General features: G+C 61.4%; 19 protein-coding genes and 1 other RNA gene. 10 read left to right on the forward strand and 10 right to left on the reverse strand.

Translation table 11 applies throughout. The features are described from left to right. Positions 1-17: 17 nt before the first annotated feature. The 5 genes from carA to grpE all read right to left on the reverse strand — a co-directional run bounded on the left by carA (position 18) and on the right by grpE (position 6,259). A complete protein-coding gene (gene carA, locus J4P02_RS24850) occupies positions 18-1,154 on the reverse strand; it encodes a glutamine-hydrolyzing carbamoyl-phosphate synthase small subunit (RefSeq protein ID WP_426195268.1) in 1,137 nt (378 codons plus the stop codon). A 256-nt stretch (positions 1,155-1,410) separates the two neighbouring features. After that, positions 1,411-2,217, reverse strand: a complete 807-nt coding sequence (gene dapB, locus J4P02_RS24855; protein ID WP_426195270.1) for a 4-hydroxy-tetrahydrodipicolinate reductase — start codon at positions 2,215-2,217, stop codon at positions 1,411-1,413. A 10-nt stretch (positions 2,218-2,227) separates the two neighbouring features. After that, positions 2,228-3,352: a molecular chaperone DnaJ gene (gene dnaJ, locus J4P02_RS24860; protein ID WP_426195272.1), complete on the reverse strand. Its 1,125-nt coding sequence runs from the start codon at positions 3,350-3,352 to the stop codon at positions 2,228-2,230. A 321-nt stretch (positions 3,353-3,673) separates the two neighbouring features. Continuing rightward, complete coding sequence (gene dnaK / locus J4P02_RS24865; protein WP_426195274.1) at positions 3,674-5,590, reverse strand: molecular chaperone DnaK; 1,917 nt, start codon at positions 5,588-5,590, stop codon at positions 3,674-3,676. Positions 5,591-5,692: 102 nt separating this feature from the next. Next, positions 5,693-6,259: a nucleotide exchange factor GrpE gene (gene grpE / locus J4P02_RS24870; RefSeq protein ID WP_426195276.1), complete on the reverse strand. Its 567-nt coding sequence runs from the start codon at positions 6,257-6,259 to the stop codon at positions 5,693-5,695. 249 nt (positions 6,260-6,508) lie between these two features. Here grpE and recN point away from each other — a divergent pair, with 249 nt between their 5' ends. Then, positions 6,509-8,182, forward strand: a complete 1,674-nt coding sequence (recN, locus tag J4P02_RS24875; protein ID WP_426195278.1) for a DNA repair protein RecN — start codon at positions 6,509-6,511, stop codon at positions 8,180-8,182. A gap of 94 nt (positions 8,183-8,276) precedes the next feature. Here the strand turns inward: recN and fur are convergent, their stop codons facing one another. After that, positions 8,277-8,684, reverse strand: a complete 408-nt coding sequence (fur, locus tag J4P02_RS24880) for a ferric iron uptake transcriptional regulator (RefSeq protein ID WP_426195421.1) — start codon at positions 8,682-8,684, stop codon at positions 8,277-8,279. A gap of 98 nt (positions 8,685-8,782) precedes the next feature. On the opposite strand from fur, the gene J4P02_RS24885 reads away from it, so the two are divergent. Beyond that, complete coding sequence (locus J4P02_RS24885) at positions 8,783-9,310, forward strand: outer membrane protein assembly factor BamE (RefSeq protein WP_426195280.1); 528 nt, start codon at positions 8,783-8,785, stop codon at positions 9,308-9,310. A 56-nt stretch (positions 9,311-9,366) separates the two neighbouring features. On the opposite strand, the gene J4P02_RS24890 is transcribed toward J4P02_RS24885, so the two are convergent. From J4P02_RS24890 to J4P02_RS24900, 3 genes are read right to left on the reverse strand one after another with little or no spacing between them, the layout of a single operon-like run. Beyond that, positions 9,367-9,681, reverse strand: a complete 315-nt coding sequence (locus tag J4P02_RS24890) for an RnfH family protein (RefSeq protein WP_426195282.1) — start codon at positions 9,679-9,681, stop codon at positions 9,367-9,369. Further along, positions 9,674-10,108: a type II toxin-antitoxin system RatA family toxin gene (locus tag J4P02_RS24895; protein WP_426195284.1), complete on the reverse strand. Its 435-nt coding sequence runs from the start codon at positions 10,106-10,108 to the stop codon at positions 9,674-9,676. Before J4P02_RS24895 ends, J4P02_RS24890 begins: the two co-directional genes overlap by 8 nt. Before the next feature lie 7 nt (positions 10,109-10,115). Continuing rightward, a complete protein-coding gene (locus J4P02_RS24900; protein WP_426195423.1) occupies positions 10,116-11,519 on the reverse strand; it encodes a sodium-dependent transporter in 1,404 nt (467 codons plus the stop codon). 117 nt (positions 11,520-11,636) lie between these two features. Between J4P02_RS24900 and smpB the strand changes: the two genes are divergently transcribed. Further along, positions 11,637-12,119, forward strand: a complete 483-nt coding sequence (gene smpB, locus J4P02_RS24905; protein ID WP_022642145.1) for an SsrA-binding protein SmpB — start codon at positions 11,637-11,639, stop codon at positions 12,117-12,119. 81 nt (positions 12,120-12,200) lie between these two features. Here the strand turns inward: smpB and J4P02_RS24910 are convergent, their stop codons facing one another. Continuing rightward, on the reverse strand, positions 12,201-12,968 hold the full coding sequence (locus tag J4P02_RS24910) for a GntR family transcriptional regulator (RefSeq protein WP_426195286.1): 768 nt from the start codon (positions 12,966-12,968) through the stop codon (positions 12,201-12,203). Between the two features lie 261 nt (positions 12,969-13,229). On the opposite strand from J4P02_RS24910, the gene J4P02_RS24915 reads away from it, so the two are divergent. From J4P02_RS24915 to ssrA, 7 genes are all read left to right on the forward strand, one after another. Beyond that, positions 13,230-14,924: a lactate permease LctP family transporter gene (locus tag J4P02_RS24915; RefSeq protein WP_426195288.1), complete on the forward strand. Its 1,695-nt coding sequence runs from the start codon at positions 13,230-13,232 to the stop codon at positions 14,922-14,924. Between the two features lie 142 nt (positions 14,925-15,066). Continuing rightward, positions 15,067-15,891 (forward strand): (Fe-S)-binding protein, encoded by an 825-nt coding sequence (locus J4P02_RS24920; RefSeq protein WP_426195290.1) that lies wholly within the window; start codon positions 15,067-15,069, stop codon positions 15,889-15,891. Continuing rightward, entirely contained in the window at positions 15,888-17,342 is a 1,455-nt protein-coding gene (locus J4P02_RS24925; protein WP_426195292.1) for a LutB/LldF family L-lactate oxidation iron-sulfur protein, read from the forward strand. Before J4P02_RS24920 ends, J4P02_RS24925 begins: the two co-directional genes overlap by 4 nt. Further along, complete coding sequence (locus J4P02_RS24930; protein WP_426195294.1) at positions 17,342-18,013, forward strand: LutC/YkgG family protein; 672 nt, start codon at positions 17,342-17,344, stop codon at positions 18,011-18,013. Before J4P02_RS24925 ends, J4P02_RS24930 begins: the two co-directional genes overlap by 1 nt. Further along, on the forward strand, positions 18,010-20,820 hold the full coding sequence (locus J4P02_RS24935; RefSeq protein ID WP_426195297.1) for an FAD-binding and (Fe-S)-binding domain-containing protein: 2,811 nt from the start codon (positions 18,010-18,012) through the stop codon (positions 20,818-20,820). Before J4P02_RS24930 ends, J4P02_RS24935 begins: the two co-directional genes overlap by 4 nt. A gap of 326 nt (positions 20,821-21,146) precedes the next feature. Then, a complete protein-coding gene (locus J4P02_RS24940; protein WP_426195299.1) occupies positions 21,147-21,434 on the forward strand; it encodes a hypothetical protein in 288 nt (95 codons plus the stop codon). An 88-nt stretch (positions 21,435-21,522) separates the two neighbouring features. Further along, positions 21,523-21,916, forward strand: a transfer-messenger RNA (tmRNA) gene (ssrA, locus tag J4P02_RS24945). The last annotated feature ends 12 nt before the right edge of the window (positions 21,917-21,928 follow it).

A 21,928-nucleotide genomic window follows, 5' to 3' on the forward strand; every position in this document is an offset into this window, starting at 1 on the left:
ATTTTCAAGGCGAGCGCTCAGCGTCGCTTGGCCATCTCGTTGATGAAACGATCGAACAGCGGCGCCACATCGTTCGGGCCCGGGCTGGCTTCAGGGTGGCCCTGGAAGCTGAACGCGCTCTTGTCGGTACGCTCGATACCCTGCAGGGTGCCGTCGAACAGCGACTTGTGGATTGCCCGGACATTGCCCGGCAGGCTGGTTTCATCCACCGCAAAACCGTGGTTCTGGCTGGTGATCATGACCACGCCGCTGTCCAGATCCTGGACCGGGTGGTTGGCACCGTGATGGCCATGACCCATTTTCACGGTCTTGGCACCGGAGGCCAGGGCCAGCAGTTGGTGACCCAGGCAGATACCGAATACCGGAATCTCGGTCTCGAGCACATCCTTGATGGCCTGGATTGCATAATCGCAAGGCTCGGGATCGCCAGGGCCGTTGGACAGGAACACGCCGTCCGGATTCAGCGCCAGCACGTCGCTGGCTGGCGTCTGGGCTGGCACGACGGTGACGCGGCAACCGCGCTCCACCAGCATGCGCAGGATGTTCAGCTTGACCCCGTAGTCATAGGCCACTACGTGATATGGCAGCTCGGATGCGTCGATGGTCGCGTGGCTGTCGGTCTTCAGGTCCCAGACAGTGGAGCGCCATTCGTAGCTTTGCTTGGTGCTGACGACCTTCGCCAGGTCCATGCCCTTCAGGCCCGGGAAACCGCGTGCCGCGGCAATGGCAGCTTCCTCGGAGATGTTGTCGCCGGCCATGATGCAGCCGTTCTGGGCGCCTTTCTCACGCAGGATGCGGGTCAGGCGACGGGTGTCGATACCAGCGATCGCCACAACGTTGTTGGCTTTCAGGTAGTCGGACAGGGACAGGGTGTTACGCCAGTTGCTGGCCACCAGCGGCAGGTCGCGAATGACCAGGCCAGCCGACCAGACGCGATCGGACTCGGCATCTTCCGGCGTGGTGCCGGTGTTGCCGATATGCGGGTAAGTCAGGGTAACGATCTGCTGGGCGTAGGAAGGATCGGTAAGAATTTCCTGATAGCCGGTCATTGCGGTGTTGAACACCACCTCACCAACGGTCTGACCGTCGGCTCCAATGGCTTCGCCACGAAAAATGCTGCCATCAGCAAGGGCGAGTATGGCTGGCTTAGTCAAGAAGACCTCCCGTAAATAGAGCCTGAAGGGGCGATCGCAGGTTGCAAAAAAGCGGAATGACGTATAGACACGTCACCCCGCTTCTTCATCGAATTATCTGCGCGCTTTTAGTGGACACACTAAAGCTGTAGCTTACAGAAAAAGGCTTTTTCGGTCCACCGCTAATGAGCCTTAAAGGCAAGGGAATGCGACAGAACATCGCTTAGCGGTTGATCACGGGACCGAAGTACAACCTCAGCCCCGCGATCCATGCAATTCAACGCAGGTCCAGCACATCCTGCATGTCGTAAAGACCCGCCTCGCGACCATCCAGCCACAAGGCAGCACGTACCGCGCCCTTGGCGAAAGTCATGCGGCTCGATGCCTTGTGAGTGATCTCCAGACGCTCGCCCTCAGTGGCGAACAACACAGTGTGATCGCCCACCACGTCACCGCCGCGCACAGTGGCGAAACCAATGGTTTCGCGCTCACGCGCGCCGGTATGCCCTTCGCGACCATAGACCGCGACCTGCTGCAGATCACGCCCCAGAGCATTGGCGATGACCTCACCCATGCGCAAGGCAGTGCCCGATGGCGCATCGATCTTGTGCCGGTGATGAGCTTCGATGATTTCGATATCCGCATCATCGCCCAGCACCCGCGCCGCCATGTCCAGCAGCTTCAGCGACAGGTTGACCCCGACACTGAAGTTGGCCGCGAAGACAATGGGAATCTCCTTCCCCGCCTCGGCCAGCAATTGCTTTTCCTTGGCGCCCAAACCCGTGGTGCCGATCACCATGGCCTTGCCGGCCTTGCGACAGAACGCTAGGTTCTTGAGCATCACGTCCGGCAGGGTGAAATCGATCAGCACATCGAACTCATCGACGACTTTTTCCAGGCTGTCGGACATCGACACCCCAAGACGCCCCAGGGACGCCAACTCGCCAGCATCCGCCCCGACCAGTGAACTGCCGGGACGCACAATGGCGGCCGTCAGCCCGGACAGCGGCGAGCGCAGCTGTACAGCCTCGACCAGGGTCTTGCCCATGCGCCCAGCGGCGCCCATCACAGCAATACGTCGCATGCGTTACTCCTTACAGGTCGCCGAAGAAGCGCTTGACGCCCTCGAACCAGCCGGTGGTTTTCGGCGAATGCGAATTGTCGCCTTCCAGCGAACCACGCAACTCTTCCAGCAACTCACGCTGACGACGACTGAGATTGACCGGAGTTTCCACTGCAACGCGGCACATCAGGTCGCCCGCACCACCGCCACGCACTGGCGCCACGCCTTTGCCACGCACGCGGAACTGCTTGCCGGTCTGGGTTCCCTCTGGAATCTTCAGCTTGACCCGGCCATCCAGGGTCGGAATTTCCAGCTCGCCACCCAGGGCCGCATCAACAAAGCTGATCGGTACTTCACAGAACAGATGCTTGCCATCGCGCTGGAAGATCGCGTGCTCGCGCACATTGATCACCACATACAGGTCGCCGGTCGGGCCACCCTGGGCACCTGCTTCGCCCTCACCCGAAAGACGGATGCGGTCACCGGTATCGACACCCGCCGGCACCTTCACCGACAGCGTCTTGTACTCTTCGACACGACCTTCGCCATGACAGGAATCGCACGGATCGGAAATGATCTTGCCCTGCCCCTGGCAACGCGGACAGGTCTGCTGCACCGAGAAGAAGCCCTGCTGCATGCGCACCTGGCCAATGCCACCGCAAGTCGGGCAAGTAACGGGCGAGGAGCCCTTCTTGGCACCCGAGCCATCACAGGGCTTGCAATTGACCAGCGTCGGCACACGAATATTGACCGTGGTGCCACGCACTGCCTCTTCCAGATTCAACTCCAGGGTGTAGCGCAGGTCGCTGCCGCGCTGCGCGCCGCCACGGGAACCACCGCGACCGCCACCAAAGAAATCACTGAACACATCACCGAAGATATCGGAGAAGTTCTGCCCGCCGAAGCCGGCACCGCCGCCACCCATGCTCGGATCGACACCGGCATGACCGTATTGATCGTACGCTGCACGCTTGCTGGAATCGGACAGTACTTCGTAGGCCTCGTTGGCCTCCTTGAACATGTCTTCCGACGCTTTGTCGCCGGGATTACGGTCCGGGTGGTGCTTCATCGCCAAGCGACGGTAAGCCTTTTTCAGCTCCGCTTCGCTGGAACCACGCTCCACACCCAACACTTCGTAATAGTCACGCTTTGCCATAAGTCTTTGCACTCTTAAGGACGTCCGGCAAACCCTCCTGAGCTCTGCCAAACTCGCTGAGCCCCAATCCAGGCCCGGACCCAACTCACGTCAATTCAACGATCCTGGTCTTCGATAGACGACCCTGTTGCGGGTCGACGATTGCGGTCATTGCAGCCGGAAAGCAGGAGCTTCTCCGAGCCGACCGCCAGTGCACAAACAGACTTGTGCACCGTGAAAAATTCACTGACTCCAGACACGCCAACGCGGGAGCAAGCTCCCGCGCGGCGACATCCTACCAGCCGCCGCCCGAAGGCAGTCAACCGGCCGACCAACAAGCCATTACTTGTGGTCTTTTACTTCTTCGAACTCAGCGTCGACGACGTCGTCGGCTTTTTCAGCGGACTCGGCGTGCGATGCCGCACCTTCTGCAGGCTGGGCCTGTTCGGCGTACATCTTCTGGGCAACCGGAGCCGAGACTTTCGACAGCTCCTCGACCTTGGCGTCGATGGCAGCCTTGTCGTCGCCTTTGACAGCGGCTTCCAGGGCAACCACGGCCGCTTCGATCGCGGTTTTCTCTTCGGCGGTCACTTTGTCACCGGCATCAGCCACCATCTTGCGAGTCGAGTGCACCAGCGCATCACCCTGGTTACGGGCAGTGGCCAGCTCTTCGAACTTGCGGTCCTCTTCCGAGTTGGCTTCAGCGTCACGGATCATCTGCTGGATTTCTTCATCCGACAGACCGGAGTTAGCCTTGATCACGATCGACTGAGTCTTGCCAGTGGCCTTGTCCTTCGCACCTACGTGCAGGATGCCGTTGGCGTCGATGTCGAAGGTCACTTCAATCTGCGGCACGCCACGTGGAGCAGGTGGAATGTCGGCCAGGTCGAACTTGCCCAGGGACTTGTTCTGCGCGGCTTGCTTGCGCTCGCCCTGCAGCACGTGAATGGTCACGGCGCCCTGGTTGTCGTCGGCAGTCGAGAACACCTGGGATTTCTTGGTAGGAATCGTGGTGTTCTTCTCGATCAGCGCGGTCATCACGCCACCCATGGTTTCGATACCCAGGGTCAGCGGGCTGACGTCCAGCAGCAGCACGTCCTTCACGTCACCGGCCAGTACCGCACCCTGGATGGCAGCACCCATGGCAACGGCTTCGTCCGGGTTGACGTCCTTGCGAGCTTCCTTACCGAAGAAGTCGGTTACGGTTTTCTGCACCAGCGGCATACGGGTCTGGCCGCCGACCAGGATCACGTCGTTGATCGAACCCACGTCGATACCGGCATCTTTCAGCGCGATACGGCAAGGCTCGATGGTGCGCTGAACCAGGTCTTCAACCAGGGATTCCAGCTTGGCGCGGGAGATCTTCACGTTCAGGTGCTTAGGACCGGTGGCGTCTGCAGTGATGTACGGCAGGTTGACGTCGGTCTGCTGGCTCGAGGACAGCTCGATCTTGGCTTTCTCGGCAGCTTCTTTCAGGCGCTGCATGGCCAGCGGGTCACCCTTGAGGTTCATGCCGCTTTCTTTCTTGAACTCATCAACCAGGTAGTCGATCAGACGGATGTCGAAGTCTTCACCACCCAGGAAGGTGTCGCCGTTGGTAGCCAGTACTTCGAACTGGTGCTCGCCGTCGACTTCAGCGATCTCGATCACCGAAACGTCGAAGGTACCGCCGCCCAGGTCGTAAACGATCACGGTGTGATCGCCCTTGGCCTTGTCCATGCCGTAGGCCAGAGCGGCTGCGGTTGGCTCGTTGATGATACGTTTTACGTCCAGACCAGCGATGCGACCGGCGTCCTTGGTGGCTTGACGCTGGCTGTCGTTGAAGTAGGCCGGAACAGTGATGACCGCCTCGGTCACCGCTTCGCCGAGGTAGTCTTCGGCGGTCTTCTTCATTTTCTTGAGGATTTCAGCCGAGATCTGTGGCGGAGCCATTTTCTGGCCGTTCACTTCAACCCAGGCGTCGCTGTTGTCAGCCTTGACGATCTTGTAAGGGACCATCTGGATGTCTTTCTGCACAACCTCTTCGTCGAAACGACGGCCGATCAGACGCTTTACCGCGTACAGGGTGTTGTGCGGGTTGGTGACAGCCTGACGCTTGGCCGACTGACCCACCAGAATCTCGCCATCGTTGGCGTACGCGATGATCGACGGCGTGGTACGCGCGCCTTCGGCGTTTTCGATAACTTTTACGTTGCCGTTTTCAAGAATGGAGACGCACGAGTTGGTGGTCCCCAAGTCAATACCGATGATTTTGCCCATGTTAACTCTCCCGAAACTTTGGATTTGGTTGCCGCAGCTGTGGTGGCAAACTGCGGTAGCACTTAAACGCTTGACTGATAAATGGGGGCTCTACAGCCGTTTTCAAGCCTTTTCGTCGATCGAAGGCGAAACCGGTGCAGGGGCCTTGCTGACCACGACCATGGCCGGGCGCAGCAGGCGACCGTTGAGCTGGTAGCCCTTCTGGAACACTTTCAGAACACTGTTTGGCTCAAGGTCCGCGCTTTCCTGCATGGCCATGGCCTGATGCTGTTCAGCGTTGAAGGGTTCGCCGTGCGGATCGATGGCTTCCAGCTGATAACGCTTGAGGGTGTCGTGGAACATCTTCAAGGTCAGCTCGATGCCTTCACGCATTGGGCGGATGCTTTCGTCGTCCGGGTTGGACAACTCCAGGCCACGCTCCAGGCTATCGATCACTGGCAGCAGGTCGCCGGCAAACTTCTCGAGAGCGAACTTGTGCGCCTTTTCCACATCCTGCTCGGCACGGCGGCGGACGTTCTGCAGATCGGCTGCAACACGCAAAGCCTGATCCTGCGCGCCAGCCAGTTGCTCTTCGAGCACTTGTACACGAGCCGCCAGGTCTTCACCCGAAGCCTCGGGAGCCTGATTGGCGTCTAGATTTTGCGTATCCAGGGTCTGTTCGTCAGCCATGAAACTCTCCTCTCAATATCGTCTGTGAGCCGGGCTCACGCTTCTGCCCAGCTATATGGGGACGCATTTTCCAGGTTCAAGTCCGTCACCACCGCAAAAGTCATTCCACCCTGGAAAACCAGCCCAAACTGATTCCCGAACGCGCTAAAAAGCCCTCAAGAGCAAGCGAATCGAGCTAAGGGAAAATATTGTCAGCCAGAAACAAAACACTGTATAAATAACCAGACATCTAGTTTGGGAGCGGCCTTAATGCTGGTGCACCTGTCCGTACACAATTACGCCATCGTCGAACACCTGGACCTGGAACTGGACCGCGGGATGAGCGTGATCACCGGCGAAACCGGCGCCGGCAAGTCGATCATGCTCGACGCCCTCGGCCTGACCCTGGGCGATCGCGCCGACAGTGGCGTGGTACGACCCGGCGCCGACAAGGCCGATATCCTGGCCACCTTCGACCTGGCGGACATTCCCGAGGCCCGCACCTGGCTGGCCGAGCGCGACCTGGACAACGACGGCCCGTGCATCCTGCGCCGAGTCATCACCACCGAAGGGCGCTCCCGCGGCTATATCAACGGCACGCCCTGCCCCCTTGGCGACCTCAAGGCCCTGGGCGAACTGCTGATCGATATCCACAGCCAGCACGAGCATCAGTCACTGCTGAAAACCGATACCCACCGCCGCCTGCTGGACGAATATGCCGGCGCCACCGACCTGGCTCGCCAGGTACAGCTGGCCGCCCAGCGCTGGCGCCAGACCCGCCAGGAGCTGGAGCGCCTGTCCAACTCCGGCGACGAACAACGGGCCCGCCACCAACTGCTCAGCTACCAGCTCGAAGAACTGGAAAACCTCGGGCTCGGCGAAAACGAACTCGAAGAGCTGGAGCAGGAACACAAGAACCTGACCAACGCCGAAGCCTTGCTGGGCATCTGCCGCCAGGTGGTGGAGCAATGCAGCGAAAGCGATTCCGGCAACGTGCTCAACGCCCTGACCGTCAGCCTCAACCGCCTGTCGAGCATTGGCAATGCGTCTGGCTCGCTGGGCGAAGCCACCAACCTGCTGGCCAGCGCGCAGATCCAGGTGGAAGAAGCCGTTGGCGAGCTGAATCGCTTCCTCGATCACTTCGATGCAGACCCGGCACGCCTGCAACAACTCGAAGAACGCCTGGACTCCATCTACACCCTGGCGCGCAAGCATCGCATCCAGCCATTCGAACTGGCCGCCATGCAGCAGACCCTGCTGGACGAGATAGAAACCCTGGACGCCAACGACGAATCCATCGAGCGACTCGGTGAAGAGCTGCAGTCGTTTGCCCGGCATTATCACGAGAAGGCCCAGGAACTGAGTCAGCTGCGCCATCAGGCGGCAACCAGCCTGGCCAGCGCTGTGGAGCTTGAAATCCAGCGCCTGGGCATGCCTGGCGGCCGCTTCACCATCGAGTTGCGCGCCAACAGCAATGACGAGCTGCAGCCCCAGGGCCTGGAGCAGGTCGAATTGCTGGTCAGCGCCAACCCGGGGCAACCCCTCAAGGCACTGGCCAAGGTTGCCTCCGGAGGTGAGCTGTCACGTATCAGCCTGGCGATCCAGGTCATCACCGCCCAGACCTCGCGAGTGCCGACCCTGGTATTCGACGAAGTCGACGTGGGCATCGGCGGCCCGACGGCCGAGATCGTCGGCCAGTTGCTGCGTCGCCTTGGGGAACGTGGCCAGGTGTTGACCGTCACTCACCTGCCGCAGGTTGCCGCCCAGGGGCATCAGCATCTATTTGTGCACAAGGTCCGCGGCAGCAACGCAACCCACACCGCCGTATCCAAACTGGGCAAGAACGAAAGAGTCGAGGAAATTGCCCGGATGCTGGGCGGCATCGATCTGACCAAGGAATCCCTGGCCCACGCCAAGAAGATGGTGGTGACCACCAAGGCCTGAAGCCATCAACGCTTCTTTATATAGGCACAAAGCACGAAGGCGACCCTGAGGTCGCCTTCGATCGTTTCACGACCTCGAAGGTCGCGTGAGGGGCTTACTTTTTCTTGTGGCGCACATACAGCACAAGATTGTGATCCACCAACTCGAAACCGTGCTTTTCGACAATCGCCTTCTGAAGCTTTTCGATTTCTTCGTCGAAGAACTCGATCACTTCGCCAGACTCCACGTTGACCATATGGTCGTGGTGACCGCCATCCGCCAACTCGAATACAGCGTGACCGCCATCAAAGTTATGCCGCACCACCAACCCGGCGGCCTCGAATTGAGTCAGTACACGGTAAACCGTGGCCAGGCCCACATCTTCGCCCGCTTCCATCAGCGCCTTGTAGACATCTTCAGCGCTCATGTGCCGCTGCTCGGTGGAATCGAGCATTTGCAGAATTTTGACCCGTGGCAGAGTCACTTTAAGGCCGGCTTTACGTAGTTCGCTATTTTCAACCATGGTCAGCTTTCTCGCCGATGCTGCTTCGCAGCTTCTCTTAATGCGGGTATGATCGGGGTTTACGTTGTCCCAGCCAAGATAGTGGAAGTCGCCCACCGATGCAAAACACCAAGCTCTTGCTAACCAGTTTCACCTTCGTGGGACTGCTCGCACTCGCCGGTTGTTCATTCCCCGGGGTTTACAAAATCGACATCCAGCAGGGCAATGTCGTGACGCAGGACATGATAGACCAGTTGCGCCCGGGAATGACCCGACGGCAAGTACGGTTTATCATGGGCAACCCCCTGTTGACCGACACATTCCATGCCAATCGCTGGGATTATCTCTACAGCCTGCAACCTGGTGGCGGTGAGCGCCAACAGGAACGCGTCAGCCTGATCTTCAACGGCAACGACCAACTGGTCAGCCTCGCCGGCGATTTCATGCCAGGCGTGAGCCGCGACGAAGCCCTGCTGGGCAAGGAAAGCGGCAACACCGTTACTGCGCCAGCCGAGAACGTCGAGAAGCCCAAGGCCGAGAAGCCGGTCAAGCCAGGTTCGCTGCTGGACCAGATCCAGAAGGACGTGGACGGGGTCAAGACCGTACCCGTACCCACTCCAGAGCCCCTGGACACCTCGCCGCAATAATCGGCGGCGAAAAAAGCCCGGACATTTCCGGGCTTTTTATTGCCTGCTGCAAGCCATCATTGCTCGCGCTTACGAGCCTCGGCCGCCTTGGCCGCCCGCAAGCGCCGCACTTCCTTCGGATCCGCCAGCAGCGGCCGGTAGATCTCGATCCGATCCCCCGCCTCAAGCACACGCGACTCGGGAGCCGTGACCTGCTTGCCGAAGATGCCCACCGGACAGCTCGCCAAATCCAGCTCGGCAAATTGCTCGCCCATGACACAAGCCTGCAGCGCCGCGCGCAGAGTCGTGCCCTGAGGCACCTCCAGGCTGACCAGCAACTGGCGGTCGACGCCAGCGTAGGCCACCTCGATCGCAATCATCGACTCAGCCATGCAGTTGCTTGGCCCGCTGGCAGAATGCATCCACCAGGGTGTTGGCCGCCTGGTTGAACAGCGGCCCCAAGGTGGCCCGCACCAGGGGCCCGGCATAATCGAAGGACAGATCGAGGCTGATCTTGCAGGCCTTCTCTCCCAGCGGCTTGAACACCCACACGCCATGCAGCTGAGCGAACGGCCCCTCTTCCAGGTTCATCTCGATCGACTGCCCCGGCACCAGGCTATTGCAGGTGACGAAACGCTGGCTCATGCCGCCCTTGGCCACCGCCAGGCTAGCGCGCATCCGCACATCGCTGCTTTCCAAAACTTCGCTGGCCGAGCACCAGGGGAGAAATTCCGGGTAGCGGGCCACATCATTGACCAGGTCATAAAGAAACTGCGCCGGATAAGGCAGCAGGGCCGAACGTTGAATATGGGTCGTCATCTGAGCTTCATTTCCACAACTGGGCGGCAAACACCACAAGAATGCCGATGGGCGCCACATAGCGCATCAAGAACAAGGCCAGGCTGAACAGCAGCGGACTGCGCAGCGACAGCTCGTCACGAACCGCCTCACGTCCCATCACCCAACCGGCAAATACCACGAAGCACAAACCGCCAAGGGGCAACATGATCCGCGAGGTGAAGAAGTCGATCACACCAAAGAAGTCCAGACCGCCAGCGGCCCCCCATTGGTAGAGATGGAAAGCACCGCCATCGTTCACGAAAAACTTGGCCTGCTGCCAGATGTTGAAGGAAAACACCGTTCCCAACCCCACGAACCAGCAACTGAACGCCAACCAGAATGTCACCCAGCCGCGGCGGATTTTAGTCCTCTCGACGAGATAAGCCACCATGGGTTCCAACAAGGAAATGGCCGAACTCCAGGCCGCAATCGCCACCAGGATAAAGAACACTACGCCCATAAGCTGGCCGAACGCCACATTACCAAAGGCGAACGGCAGGCTGATGAACATCAGCCCCGGCCCTTCGCTGGGGTTCAACCCTGCGGCGAACACAATGGGGAACAGCGCCATGCCCGCCAGCAACGAAACGAAGGTATCCAGCAGCGCCACCCCGACCACGGTGCCAGACAGGGACGCATCCTTGGGCATATAGGCGCCATAAATCATGATCGAACCGACACCCACGCTCAGGGAAAAGAACGCATGCCCCATGGCCGGCAGCAGCCCGTCGAGCAACTGCTCCAGGCTGAAGTCGAACATGAAATGCAGACCCTGCATGAAATGCCCGGTGGTCATGCTGTAACCCAGCAGCACCAGCAGCATCACGAACAGCAACGGCATCATGATCCGCAGGCTGCGCTCAAGCCCGGCCACCACGCCCCTGGCAATCACCCAGGCCGACAACAGCATGAACAGCGTGTGCCACAGCGTCATGCGCCAAGGGTCAGCCGTCACCGCAGAAAAGTAGCCCGCCACCTGATTGGCGGAAATACCCTGGAAGTCGCCGCGCCCCATATCGAAGATGTAGTCCAGGGACCAGCCGCCCACCACGCTATAGAAGGACAGGATCAGCAAGGCCGTGATCATTCCGGCAAAGGCGCCCCAGGACCACTTGGCCGAATGCCCGGCTTCAACGGCCAGAACCTTCAAGGCATTTGCCGGACTTTGCCGCGCTCGACGCCCGATCAGGGTTTCCGCCAGCATCACCGGCAAGCCAATCAGCGCAATGCACGCCAGAAACACCAGGACGAAGGCACCACCACCATAGACGCCAACCATGTAGGGGAACTTCCAGATGCTCCCCAGGCCCACGGCCGAACCTGTTGCAGCGAGTATAAAGACCCAGCGGCTTGCCCAGCCGCCGTGGACAGAGACCCTGCCTGTCGACATCGTTAACGCGCCCAACCGAAAAAAAAGAGCGCGCATTGTCCGGGATTCAATCAACCTGCTCAAGCACGCTGCATCACCGTAGCGGCCGCGCTTGCAACTCCCTATAATGCCGCCCCTATGGCTAAACAGAAGAAACACCCAACAGGGACCATCGCGCAAAATAAAAAGGCGCGACACGATTACTTCATCGAACATCGGTTCGAGGCTGGTCTGGTCCTGGCCGGCTGGGAAGTAAAGAGTCTGCGGGCGGGCAAGGCGCAACTGGTGGACAGTTACGTGCTGCTCAAGGATGGCGAGGCCTGGCTGTTCGGCAGCCATTTCACCCCGCTGACCACCGCCAGCACCCACGTCATTGCCGACCCGACGCGCACCCGCAAGCTGCTGCTCAACCAGCGCGAGCTGGAGAAGCTGTTCGCCGCCGTGCAGCAGAAGGGTTACGCCTGCGTCTGCCTTTCGCTCTACTGGAGCAAGCACCTGGTCAAGTGCGAAATCGCACTGGGCAAGGGCAAGAAGGAATACGACAAGCGACACACCGAACGCGAGCGCGATTCCGATCGTGAATTGCAGCGTGCGGTGCGGACCAAGGGCAAGGAAGACTGATCTTCCTGCCTTGAGGTTTATTTCGCCGGTCAGCCGGCTCCTACGACACCCTGGTAGGAGCCGGCTGGTCGGCGATTTGCATTAGATGCCCTTGCGCCGTTCGGCCCGGGCCACCCGCTGCACTTCCTGACGCACTTCCTCGAGCACTTCCTGCACATAGAGAATGTGCCGGCTGGAAATCTCCCGCGCCTGCTCCGCGCGCCCCTCGATAATCGCCAGATACAAATCGCGATGCTGAGCGATCAGCATGTCCCGGGTTTCAGTGCGCTGCTTGTACATGCCGCCGATATTGGTCACCACATTGCGCTTGAGCAGGTCGAACAGCCCACGAATGGTGTGCAGCAGCACCGCGTTATGGCTGGCCTCGGCAATCGCCAGATGGAAATTGGCATCCGCCGCGCCTTCTTCGCTGCGGCTCACATCGTCAGCCCGCGTGTAGCAACTCTGCAGCTCCTCGAATGCCAGGGTCAGCCGCTCGCGGTCCACCGCGGTGGCACGCAATGCCGCGTAATAGGCGCAGGACGCCTCCAGGGTATGGCGAAATTCCAACAGGTCGCGCTGGGCGTCGCTGTTGTTTTCCAGCAGGTGCAGAAGCGGATCACTGAAGGTTGAACCCAGGGACTCCACCACATAATTGCCGCCTCCCTGGCGACTGATCAGCAAACCCTTGGCCGTGAGCTTCTGGATCGCCTCACGCAGCGAGGGACGCGAAACCCCGAATTGCTCCGCCAAGGCACGCTCGGCCGGCAGGCGCTCACCCGCCTTCAAGGTGCCCTCGAGAATCATCCCTTCCAGACGCTCGACAATATCGTCGGACAAACGGCGCTGGCGTATCTGATCAAAGCCCATCACTCACTCTCCCCCCTCCCGACCCTACGCCGGGGGGCTCTATTCTGGCCTATTCACGGCCTATCAACACCCATCAGAGCGCGGCCATTTGCACCGATCAGATGGGCCGCCCGTAGCGCATTCGACAAAAGTTTTAGGGCGGCAAATTGACACACTGCGCACCAGGCTTTTACCCTAGCCAACAGCGATTGTAAATTGGTATTACCAATTAACCAAGACGCTAGCAGTGCCTGACCAACAACAATTAGGGGCCACCCCATTATGCAAACCTGGCAACAGCTCTATAGCCCGCTTGGCAGCCTCGGCCTGTCCGCCCTCGCCGCTGTCATCCCGATCGTGTTCTTCTTCCTGGCTCTGGCCGTGTTCCGCCTCAAAGGACACGTCGCCGGGAGTATCACCCTGGCCTTGTCGATCCTGGTGGCGATCTTCGCCTTCAAGATGCCCGCCGACATGGCCTTCGCTGCCGCTGGCTATGGATTTGCCTACGGTCTGTGGCCCATCGCCTGGATCATTGTCGCCGCCGTATTCCTCTACAAGCTGACCGTGAAAAGCGGCCAGTTCGAAATCATCCGCAGCTCGGTGCTGTCGATCACCGACGACCAGCGCCTGCAGGTGTTGCTGATCGGTTTCTGCTTTGGCGCCTTCCTCGAAGGGGCGGCCGGTTTCGGTGCCCCAGTGGCGATCACCGCCGCCCTGCTGGTAGGCCTGGGCTTCAACCCGCTGTACGCCGCCGGCCTGTGCCTGATCGCCAACACCGCACCCGTGGCCTTCGGCGCCCTGGGCATTCCGATCATCGTCGCCGGGCAAGTGACCGGCATCGACGCCTTCAAGATTGGCGCCATGACCGGCCGCCAGCTGCCGCTGCTGTCGCTGTTCGTGCCGTTCTGGCTGGTGTTCATGATGGACGGCCTGCGCGGCGTCAAGGAAACCTGGCCCGCCGCCCTGGTGGCCGGCCTGAGCTTTGCCGTGACCCAGTATTTCACTTCGAACTTCATCGGCCCGGAGCTGCCGGACATCACCTCGGCCCTGGCCAGCCTGATCTCCCTGACCCTGTTCCTGAAGATCTGGCAGCCCAAGCGCACAGCCGGTGCGCAGATCGCCGGTGCCAGCTCCAGCGCAGCCATCACCGCCAGCGTCGGCGGCTTCGGCCAGCCACGCAGCACCGTGGCCTCGCCCTACAGCCTGGGGCAGATCTTCAAGGCCTGGTCGCCGTTCCTGATCCTCACCGTGCTGGTGACCATCTGGACCCTCAAGCCGTTCAAGGCGATGTTCGCCGCCGGCGGTTCGATGTACGCCTGGGTGTTCAACTTCGCCATCCCCCATCTGGATCAGATGGTGATCAAGATGGCGCCAATCGTGACCACGCCGACCGCCATTCCAGCGGTGTTCAAGCTCGACCCGATCTCGGCCACCGGCACGGCGATCTTCTTCTCTGCGCTGATCTCCATGCTGGTGCTGAAAATCAATGTCAAAACTGGTCTTACCACTTTGAAGGAGACCTTCTACGAGCTGCGCTGGCCGATCCTGTCCATCGGCATGGTGCTGGCGTTCGCCTTCGTCACCAACTACTCGGGCATGTCCTCGACCATGGCCCTGGTATTGGCGGCCACCGGCGCCGCGTTCCCGTTCTTCTCGCCGCTCCTGGGCTGGCTCGGGGTGTTCCTCACCGGTTCCGATACCTCGTCCAACGCCTTGTTCAGTTCGCTGCAGGCCACCACCGCGCATCAGATCGGGGTCAACGACACCCTGCTGGTAGCGGCCAACACCAGCGGCGGCGTGACCGGCAAGATGATCTCGCCACAATCGATCGCCGTGGCCTGCGCCGCCACCGGCCTGGTGGGCAAGGAATCGGACCTGTTCCGCTTCACCCTCAAGCACAGTCTGTTCTTTGCCACTATTGTCGGTCTGATCACCCTGGCCCAGGCCTACTGGTTCACCGGCATGCTGGTGCACTAAGCAACACGGCAACAACCGACGCCGGACCGACCTCCGGCGTCAATCATTCACCACCCGGTCTGCAAGGCTGCTGAAAGCTTGCTGGTTTATCTTTCAGCCGCCGCGACGGACGAATAACCGGGACCACCCGGAGACACGCCTGATGAGCGAGCTTTTCTACAACGCCGTGCCCAATGCGACCCGTGTCGCACCGCCGCTGGCCGAACCCCGGCAGTACCCCAGCGCGAAACCGTCGCGGGTCTACCTGTTCGGCACCTGCGTGGTCGACCTGTTCTATCCCGAAGCCGGGATGGACGCGATTCACCTGCTGGAGCGCGAAGGCATTCGCGTGGACTACCCGCAAGGGCAAAGCTGCTGCGGACAACCGGCCTACACCTCGGGTTACACCGAGCAGGCGCGCACCGTGGCCCGCTCGCAACTGGCGCTGTTTGCCGGCGACTACCCGGTGGTGGTGCCTTCGGGCTCCTGCGCGGGCATGCTCCGCGAGCACTACGCGGACTTGTTCAAGGACGAGCCCGAAACGCTGCAACAGGTGCAGGCCCTGGCCGCCCGCACCTACGAGCTGGCGGAGTTCCTGCTGCATGTGTGCAAGGTGCAGTTCAAGGACAGCGGTGCCCCGGTCAAGGTGGCGCTGCACACTTCCTGCTCGGCACGCCGGGAAATGAACACCCACCTGCACGGCCGTGAGTTGTTGTCACAGCTGAGCAACGTGGAACGGGTAGAACACAGCCACGAAAGCGAATGCTGTGGCTTTGGCGGGACTTTCAGCGTCCGTATGCCGGACATCTCCGGCGCCATGGTGGCGGACAAGACCCGCGCGCTGAAGGAATCCGGCGCGCACCAGGTATTGAGCGCCGACTGCGGCTGCCTGATGAACATCAACGGCGCCCTGGAGAAACAGCAAGAGGCATTGCGCGGCCAGCACCTGGCGAGCTTCCTCTGGCAACGTACCGGAGGTGCCCGATGAGCACTCCGGAGCTGATTCCGACCACCACGGTGGCGGACGATTTTCGCACCCGGGCCCACCAGGCCCTGGGCGACCAACAACTGCGAAACAACTTTCGCAGCGCCATGGATTCACTCATGGCCAAACGTGCGGCCTCGTTCAGCGATGCCCACGAAAGAGAACATCTACGCGCCCTGGGCAATGCGATTCGCGCCCGGGCGCTGTCCAAGCTGCCCGACTTGCTCGAGCGCCTGGAACAGAACCTGACCCGCAACGGTGTGACAGTGCACTGGGCGGAAACGGTGGACGAGGCCAATGGCATCGTTCTTTCGATCATCCGCGCTCACGAGGCGCGGCAAGTGATCAAGGGCAAATCGATGGTCAGCGAAGAGATGGAAATGAACCATGTCCTCGCTGAACAAGGCATTGAATGCCTTGAGTCGGACATGGGCGAGTTCATCGTCCAGCTCGACCATGAGAAGCCTTCACACATCATTATGCCGGCGATCCACAAGAATGCCGGTCAGGTCGCGTCCTTGTTCCACGACAAACTCGGCGTGGAGTACACCAAGGACGTTGACCAACTCATTCAGATCGGTCGCAAGGTCTTGCGGCAGAAATTCTTCGAAGCCGATATCGGCGTCTCCGGCGTCAACTTCGCCGTGGCCGAGACCGGCACCCTGCTGCTGGTGGAAAACGAAGGCAACGGGCGCATGTCCACCACAGTGCCGCCGGTGCATATCGCCGTCACCGGCATCGAAAAGGTTGTGGAAAACCTGCGGGACGTGGTGCCGCTGCTGTCGCTGCTGACCCGTTCGGCCCTCGGCCAGCCCATCACCACCTACGTCAACATGATCTCCGCCCCGCGCCAGGCACATGAGCTGGACGGCCCCCAAGAAGTGCACCTGGTGCTGCTGGACAATGGCCGCAGCCAGGCCTTTGCCGACAGCGAACTGCGCCAGACCCTGAACTGCATTCGCTGCGGCGCCTGCATGAACCACTGCCCGGTGTACACCCGGGTCGGCGGCCACACCTATGGCGAGGTGTACCCGGGGCCGATTGGCAAGATCATCACCCCGCACATGGTGGGCCTGGCCAAGGTGCCGGATCACCCCAGCGCCTCGTCGCTGTGTGGTGCCTGTGGTGAAGTCTGCCCGGTGAAGATTCCAATCCCGGCGTTGCTGCGGCGCCTGCGGGAAGAGAACGTCAAGGCCCCGGACAGCCCCCATCAGGTGATGCGCGGCCAGGGCAGCAAGTACTCGCGCAAGGAGCGCTTGATCTGGAACGCCTGGGCCCGCCTCAACAGCTCGCCGACCCTGTATCGCCTGTTCACCCTGGCCGCCACCCGGCTGCGTGCCCTCACCCCGAGCAAGGTCGGCCCCTGGACGCAAAACCACAGCGCGCCAAAACCCGCCGCCCGGTCGCTGCACGACCTGGCCCGTGAGCACCTGGCCAAGCAGGGAGACCGCTGATGAGCGCCAAACACAATATCCTCGCCAAGCTGCGCAACAGCCTCGCCGGCACCACGCCCATTGTGGATAACTTCGACGAAGCGCTGGTGACCGAGCCCTATAGCTACAGCGCAGAACAACGCATCCCGCAGTTGCGCAAGCTGATGGAAGCGGTGCACACCGAGATCCACCTGACTACAGATGCCGCCTGGCCAGACCTGCTGGCGCAATTGCTCACTGATCGCCAATTGCCCAGCCTGCTGATCGCCCCGAGCACGCCCCACGGCCAGCGCATTACCCAGCACTGGGCCGAGCATCCCGGGCTGCCGGCGCTCAAGGCCTACGACCGCCCGGTGGAAGAATGGAAAGCCGAACTGTTCAACGACACCCCGGCCAGCCTCACCGGCACCCTGGGCGCCATTGCCGCCACCGGCAGCCTGATCATGTGGCCGACCCGGGAGGAACCACGACTGATGAGCCTGGTGCCGCCGGTGCATTTCGCCCTGCTCAAGGCCAGCGAAATCCGCGACAACTTCTATCAGGTGCAGCAACAGATGAACTGGGCCGCCGGCATGCCGACCAATGCGCTGCTGGTGTCCGGCCCGTCGAAGACCGCTGATATCGAGCAAGTCCTGGCCTACGGCGCCCACGGCCCGAAAGACCTGGTGGTGCTGATCCTGGAGGACCAATGAGCCTACCGGCCACTTTTCTGCGTGACGCCCAGCAACTGATCCCCCAGGAGCGGCGCTTCGACGACCCGCTCTCGACCCTGGCCTTCGGCACCGACGCCAGCTTCTACCGGCTGATTCCGCAACTGGTGATCCGCGTCGAATCCGAAGATGAAGTGGTGGCCCTGCTCCAGCTGGCCCAGCGCGACCGGGTGCCGGTGACCTTCCGCGCCGCCGGCACCAGCCTTTCCGGGCAAGCCATCAGCGATTCGGTGCTGATCGTCCTGGGGGATAACTGGAACGGCCGGGAGATTCGCCAGCAGGGCGCGCAGATCCGCCTGCAACCCGGGGTAATCGGCGCCCAGGCCAATGCCTGGCTGGCGCCGTTCGGGCGCAAGATCGGCCCCGACCCGGCCTCGATCAATGCCTGCAAGATCGGCGGCATAGTCGCCAACAACGCCAGCGGCATGTGCTGCGGCACCGCGCAGAACACCTATCACACCCTGGCCGGCCTGCGCCTGGTACTGGCCGATGGCACGCGCCTGGACACCGAGGATGAAGCCAGCGTCGCCGCCTTTCGCCAGAGCCATGGCCCGCTGCTGGAGCGCCTGGCGGAGCTGGGCCGCAGCACCCGCGCCAACAGCGAGCTGGCAGCGAAAATCCGCCACAAATACCGCCTGAAAAACACCACCGGCCTGTCCCTCAATGCCCTGGTGGATTTCGACGACCCGCTGCAGATCCTCAGCCACCTGCTGGTGGGTTCCGAGGGCACCCTGGGCTTTATCAGCGCGGTGACCTACGACACGGTGATCGACCACCCGCACAAGGCCTCGGCGCTGATCGTGTTTCCCGATGTGGAAACCTGCTGCAACGCCGTGACCGTGCTCAAGAGCCAGCCAGTATCGGCGGTAGAACTGCTGGACCGCCGCAGCCTGCGCTCGGTGCAGGACAAGCCCGGCATGCCGGCCTTTGTCCAGCAACTCTCGGCCAACGCCTGCGCGCTGCTGATCGAATCCCGCGCCGCGTCCTCGTCGCTGCTGCACGAGCAACTGGCGCAGATCATGAATGCCCTGGCCGCCTTCCCGGTGGAAAAGCAGGTGGATTTCACTGAAGACCCGCAGGAAAACGCCAAGCTCTGGGCGATCCGCAAGGACACCTTCCCGGCGGTGGGCGCGGTGCGCAAGACCGGCACTACGGTGATTATCGAAGACGTGACCTTCCCCGTGGAACAGCTGGCCATCGGCGTCAATCGCCTGATCGAGCTGTTCGACAAGCACCGCTACGACGAGGCGATCCTGTTCGGCCATGCCCTGGAGGGCAACCTGCACTTCGTCTTCACCCAGGGCTTCAACAGCAGCGATGAAGTGAACCGCTACCAGGCCTTTATGGACGACGTGGCGCAACTGGTGGCGGTGGAATTCGGCGGTTCGCTGAAGGCCGAGCACGGCACCGGGCGCAATATGGCGCCCTTCGTCGAGCTGGAATGGGGCAGCGATGCCTACCAGCTGATGTGGCAGCTCAAGCGCCTGCTGGACCCCAACGGCATTCTCAACCCGGATGTGGTGCTCAGCGAAGACCCGCAGATCCACCTGAAAAATCTCAAGCCGCTGCCGGCGGCCGACGAGATTGTGGACAAGTGCATCGAGTGCGGTTTCTGCGAACCGGTGTGTCCATCCAAGGGGCTGACCCTGAGCCCGCGCCAGCGCATCGTCATCTGGCGTGATATCCAGGCGCGCAAACGTGCCGGCATCGACACCTCGGAGTTGGAGGCGGCCTATCAGTACCAGGGCGTCGACACCTGCGCCGCCACCGGCCTGTGCGCCCAGCGCTGCCCGGTGGGGATCAACACCGGCGAGCTGGTGAAGAAGCTGCGCAGTGAACACGCCACCCACAACGGCACTGCCGACTGGCTCGGCGCGCACTTCGCCAGCATCTTGCAGGGCGCCCGCTTCACCCTGCACGTGGCCAACGGCGCGCGCATGCTGCTGGGGGCTCCGCGGCTGAGCAGGCTGTCAGCGAGCCTGACCCGGCTGTCCAAGGGCCGGGTGCCGCAGTGGAGCAACGCCATGCCGCAACCGGAAAAGGCCATCCGCTTCAGCCCGAGCGTCAACGATGCACGGCCGCGGGTGGTGTATCTGGCGGCCTGTGTGTCCCGGGTGATGGGCCCGGCAGCAGGGGACAAAGAGCAAAGTTCGCTCTACGAGAAAACCCGTGGCCTGCTGGAAAAGGCCGGCTATCAAGTGGTGCTGCCAGACAACCTGGACAACCTCTGCTGCGGCCAACCGTTCGCCTCCAAGGGCTACGCCACCCAGGCCGAGGACAAACGCCAGGAACTGATCGGCGCCCTGCTCCACGCCAGCCGTGGCGGCCTCGACCCGATCTACTGCGACACCAGCCCCTGCACCCTGCGCCTGGTGCAGGACCTGGGCGACGTACGCCTGGATCTCTACGACCCGGTGCGCTTTATCCGCACCCACCTGCTGGAGCGCCTGGAGTTCACCCCCCAGGAAGCGCCGATTGCGGTGCACGTCACCTGCAGCACCCAGCACCTGGGCGAGAGCCAGGCGCTGATCGACCTGGCCCGGCGTTGCAGCAAACAGGTGGTGATTCCCGAAGGCATCCACTGCTGCGGTTTCGCCGGCGACAAGGGCTTCACCACCCCGGAGCTCAATGCCCACTCCCTGCGCACCCTCAAGGACGCGGTGCAGTATTGCTGCGAAGGCATCTCCACCAGCCGCACCTGTGAAATCGGCCTCAGCCAGCATGGCGGGATCGACTATCACGGGCTGGTGTACCTGGTGGACCGGGTGACCCGAGCCAAGGTCATCTGAGCTGACGCCTGCCAGGCGCTGAAACGAGCAACACCAGTGGCGAGGGAGCTTGCTCCCGCTGGGCTGCATAGCAGCCCCGCACCTGGGGCAACACCCCCAGTTCGCCACAAGCTCGGTGCCTGCTCCGACCAGCCCGCCACCAACGCTTCATTCTTTCGCTGCCCGCCCGAACGCAATAACCGCTATCGCATTTCATCGCAAAAAAAACAGAACCCTGGCGCACCGCCAGAGTCCATTTTCCAGGCCCGCACAAAAGGGCTTAGCCCCACTCGGCAGCCCATCCTGTCGAGCGGCTGCACCGAACCCCTGCGATCAAGGAGATAACCATGAAGCATTCCGCACTGGCTGGACTCTTCATCACCGCCGCGATGCTGGCCTCCCCGGTGTTTGCTGCCGGGCAAGAAGACCTGTGCCAGATCAACCTGCAAAAAATCCGCGATGCCAAGGTCAGCACCGAAGCCATGAGCTCCGACCTGAGCAGCAGTATCGACGCCAAGGTCCAGCAAGCCACCGCCGAACAGGCCAGGGGCACCGAGGAAGGCACCAAGAACTGCATCGCGCTCACCAGCCAAGCCATCCAGCAATTGCAGAACAACACCAAGGGCGATCAGTAGGCCGATGCATTCGGCCAACCTTCGGGTTGGCCTTCTGCCCTCGCTTAGCGTAGAATCCGCCCACCTGTTGGTTATGCACAACAGGTTCGGGGCCGTTTAGGATTCGACGCCGGTTGCGAAACTTTAGGTGCATGCCGAGTTGGTAACAGAACTCGTAAATCCACTGTTGCAACTTCCTATAGTTGCCAATGACGAAACCTACGGGGATTACGCTCTCGCTGCGTAAGCGGCGCTAGCCCTTCCCCCCTGGTACCTTCGGGTCCAGCAATCATCAGGGGATGTCTGTAAACCCAAAATGATTGTCATATAGAACAGAATCGCCGTGCAGTACGTTGTGGACGAAGCGGCTAAAACTTACACAACTCGCCCAAAGCACCCTGCCCGTCGGGTCGCTGAGGGTTAACTCAATAGACACGGCTAAGCATGTAGTACCGACAGCGGAGTACTGGCGGACGGGGGTTCAAATCCCCCCGGCTCCACCAAACGAAGCAGTA

Source organism: Pseudomonas sp. NFXW11, assembly GCF_049887815.1.
Classification (GTDB): Bacteria; Pseudomonadota; Gammaproteobacteria; order Pseudomonadales; family Pseudomonadaceae; genus Aquipseudomonas.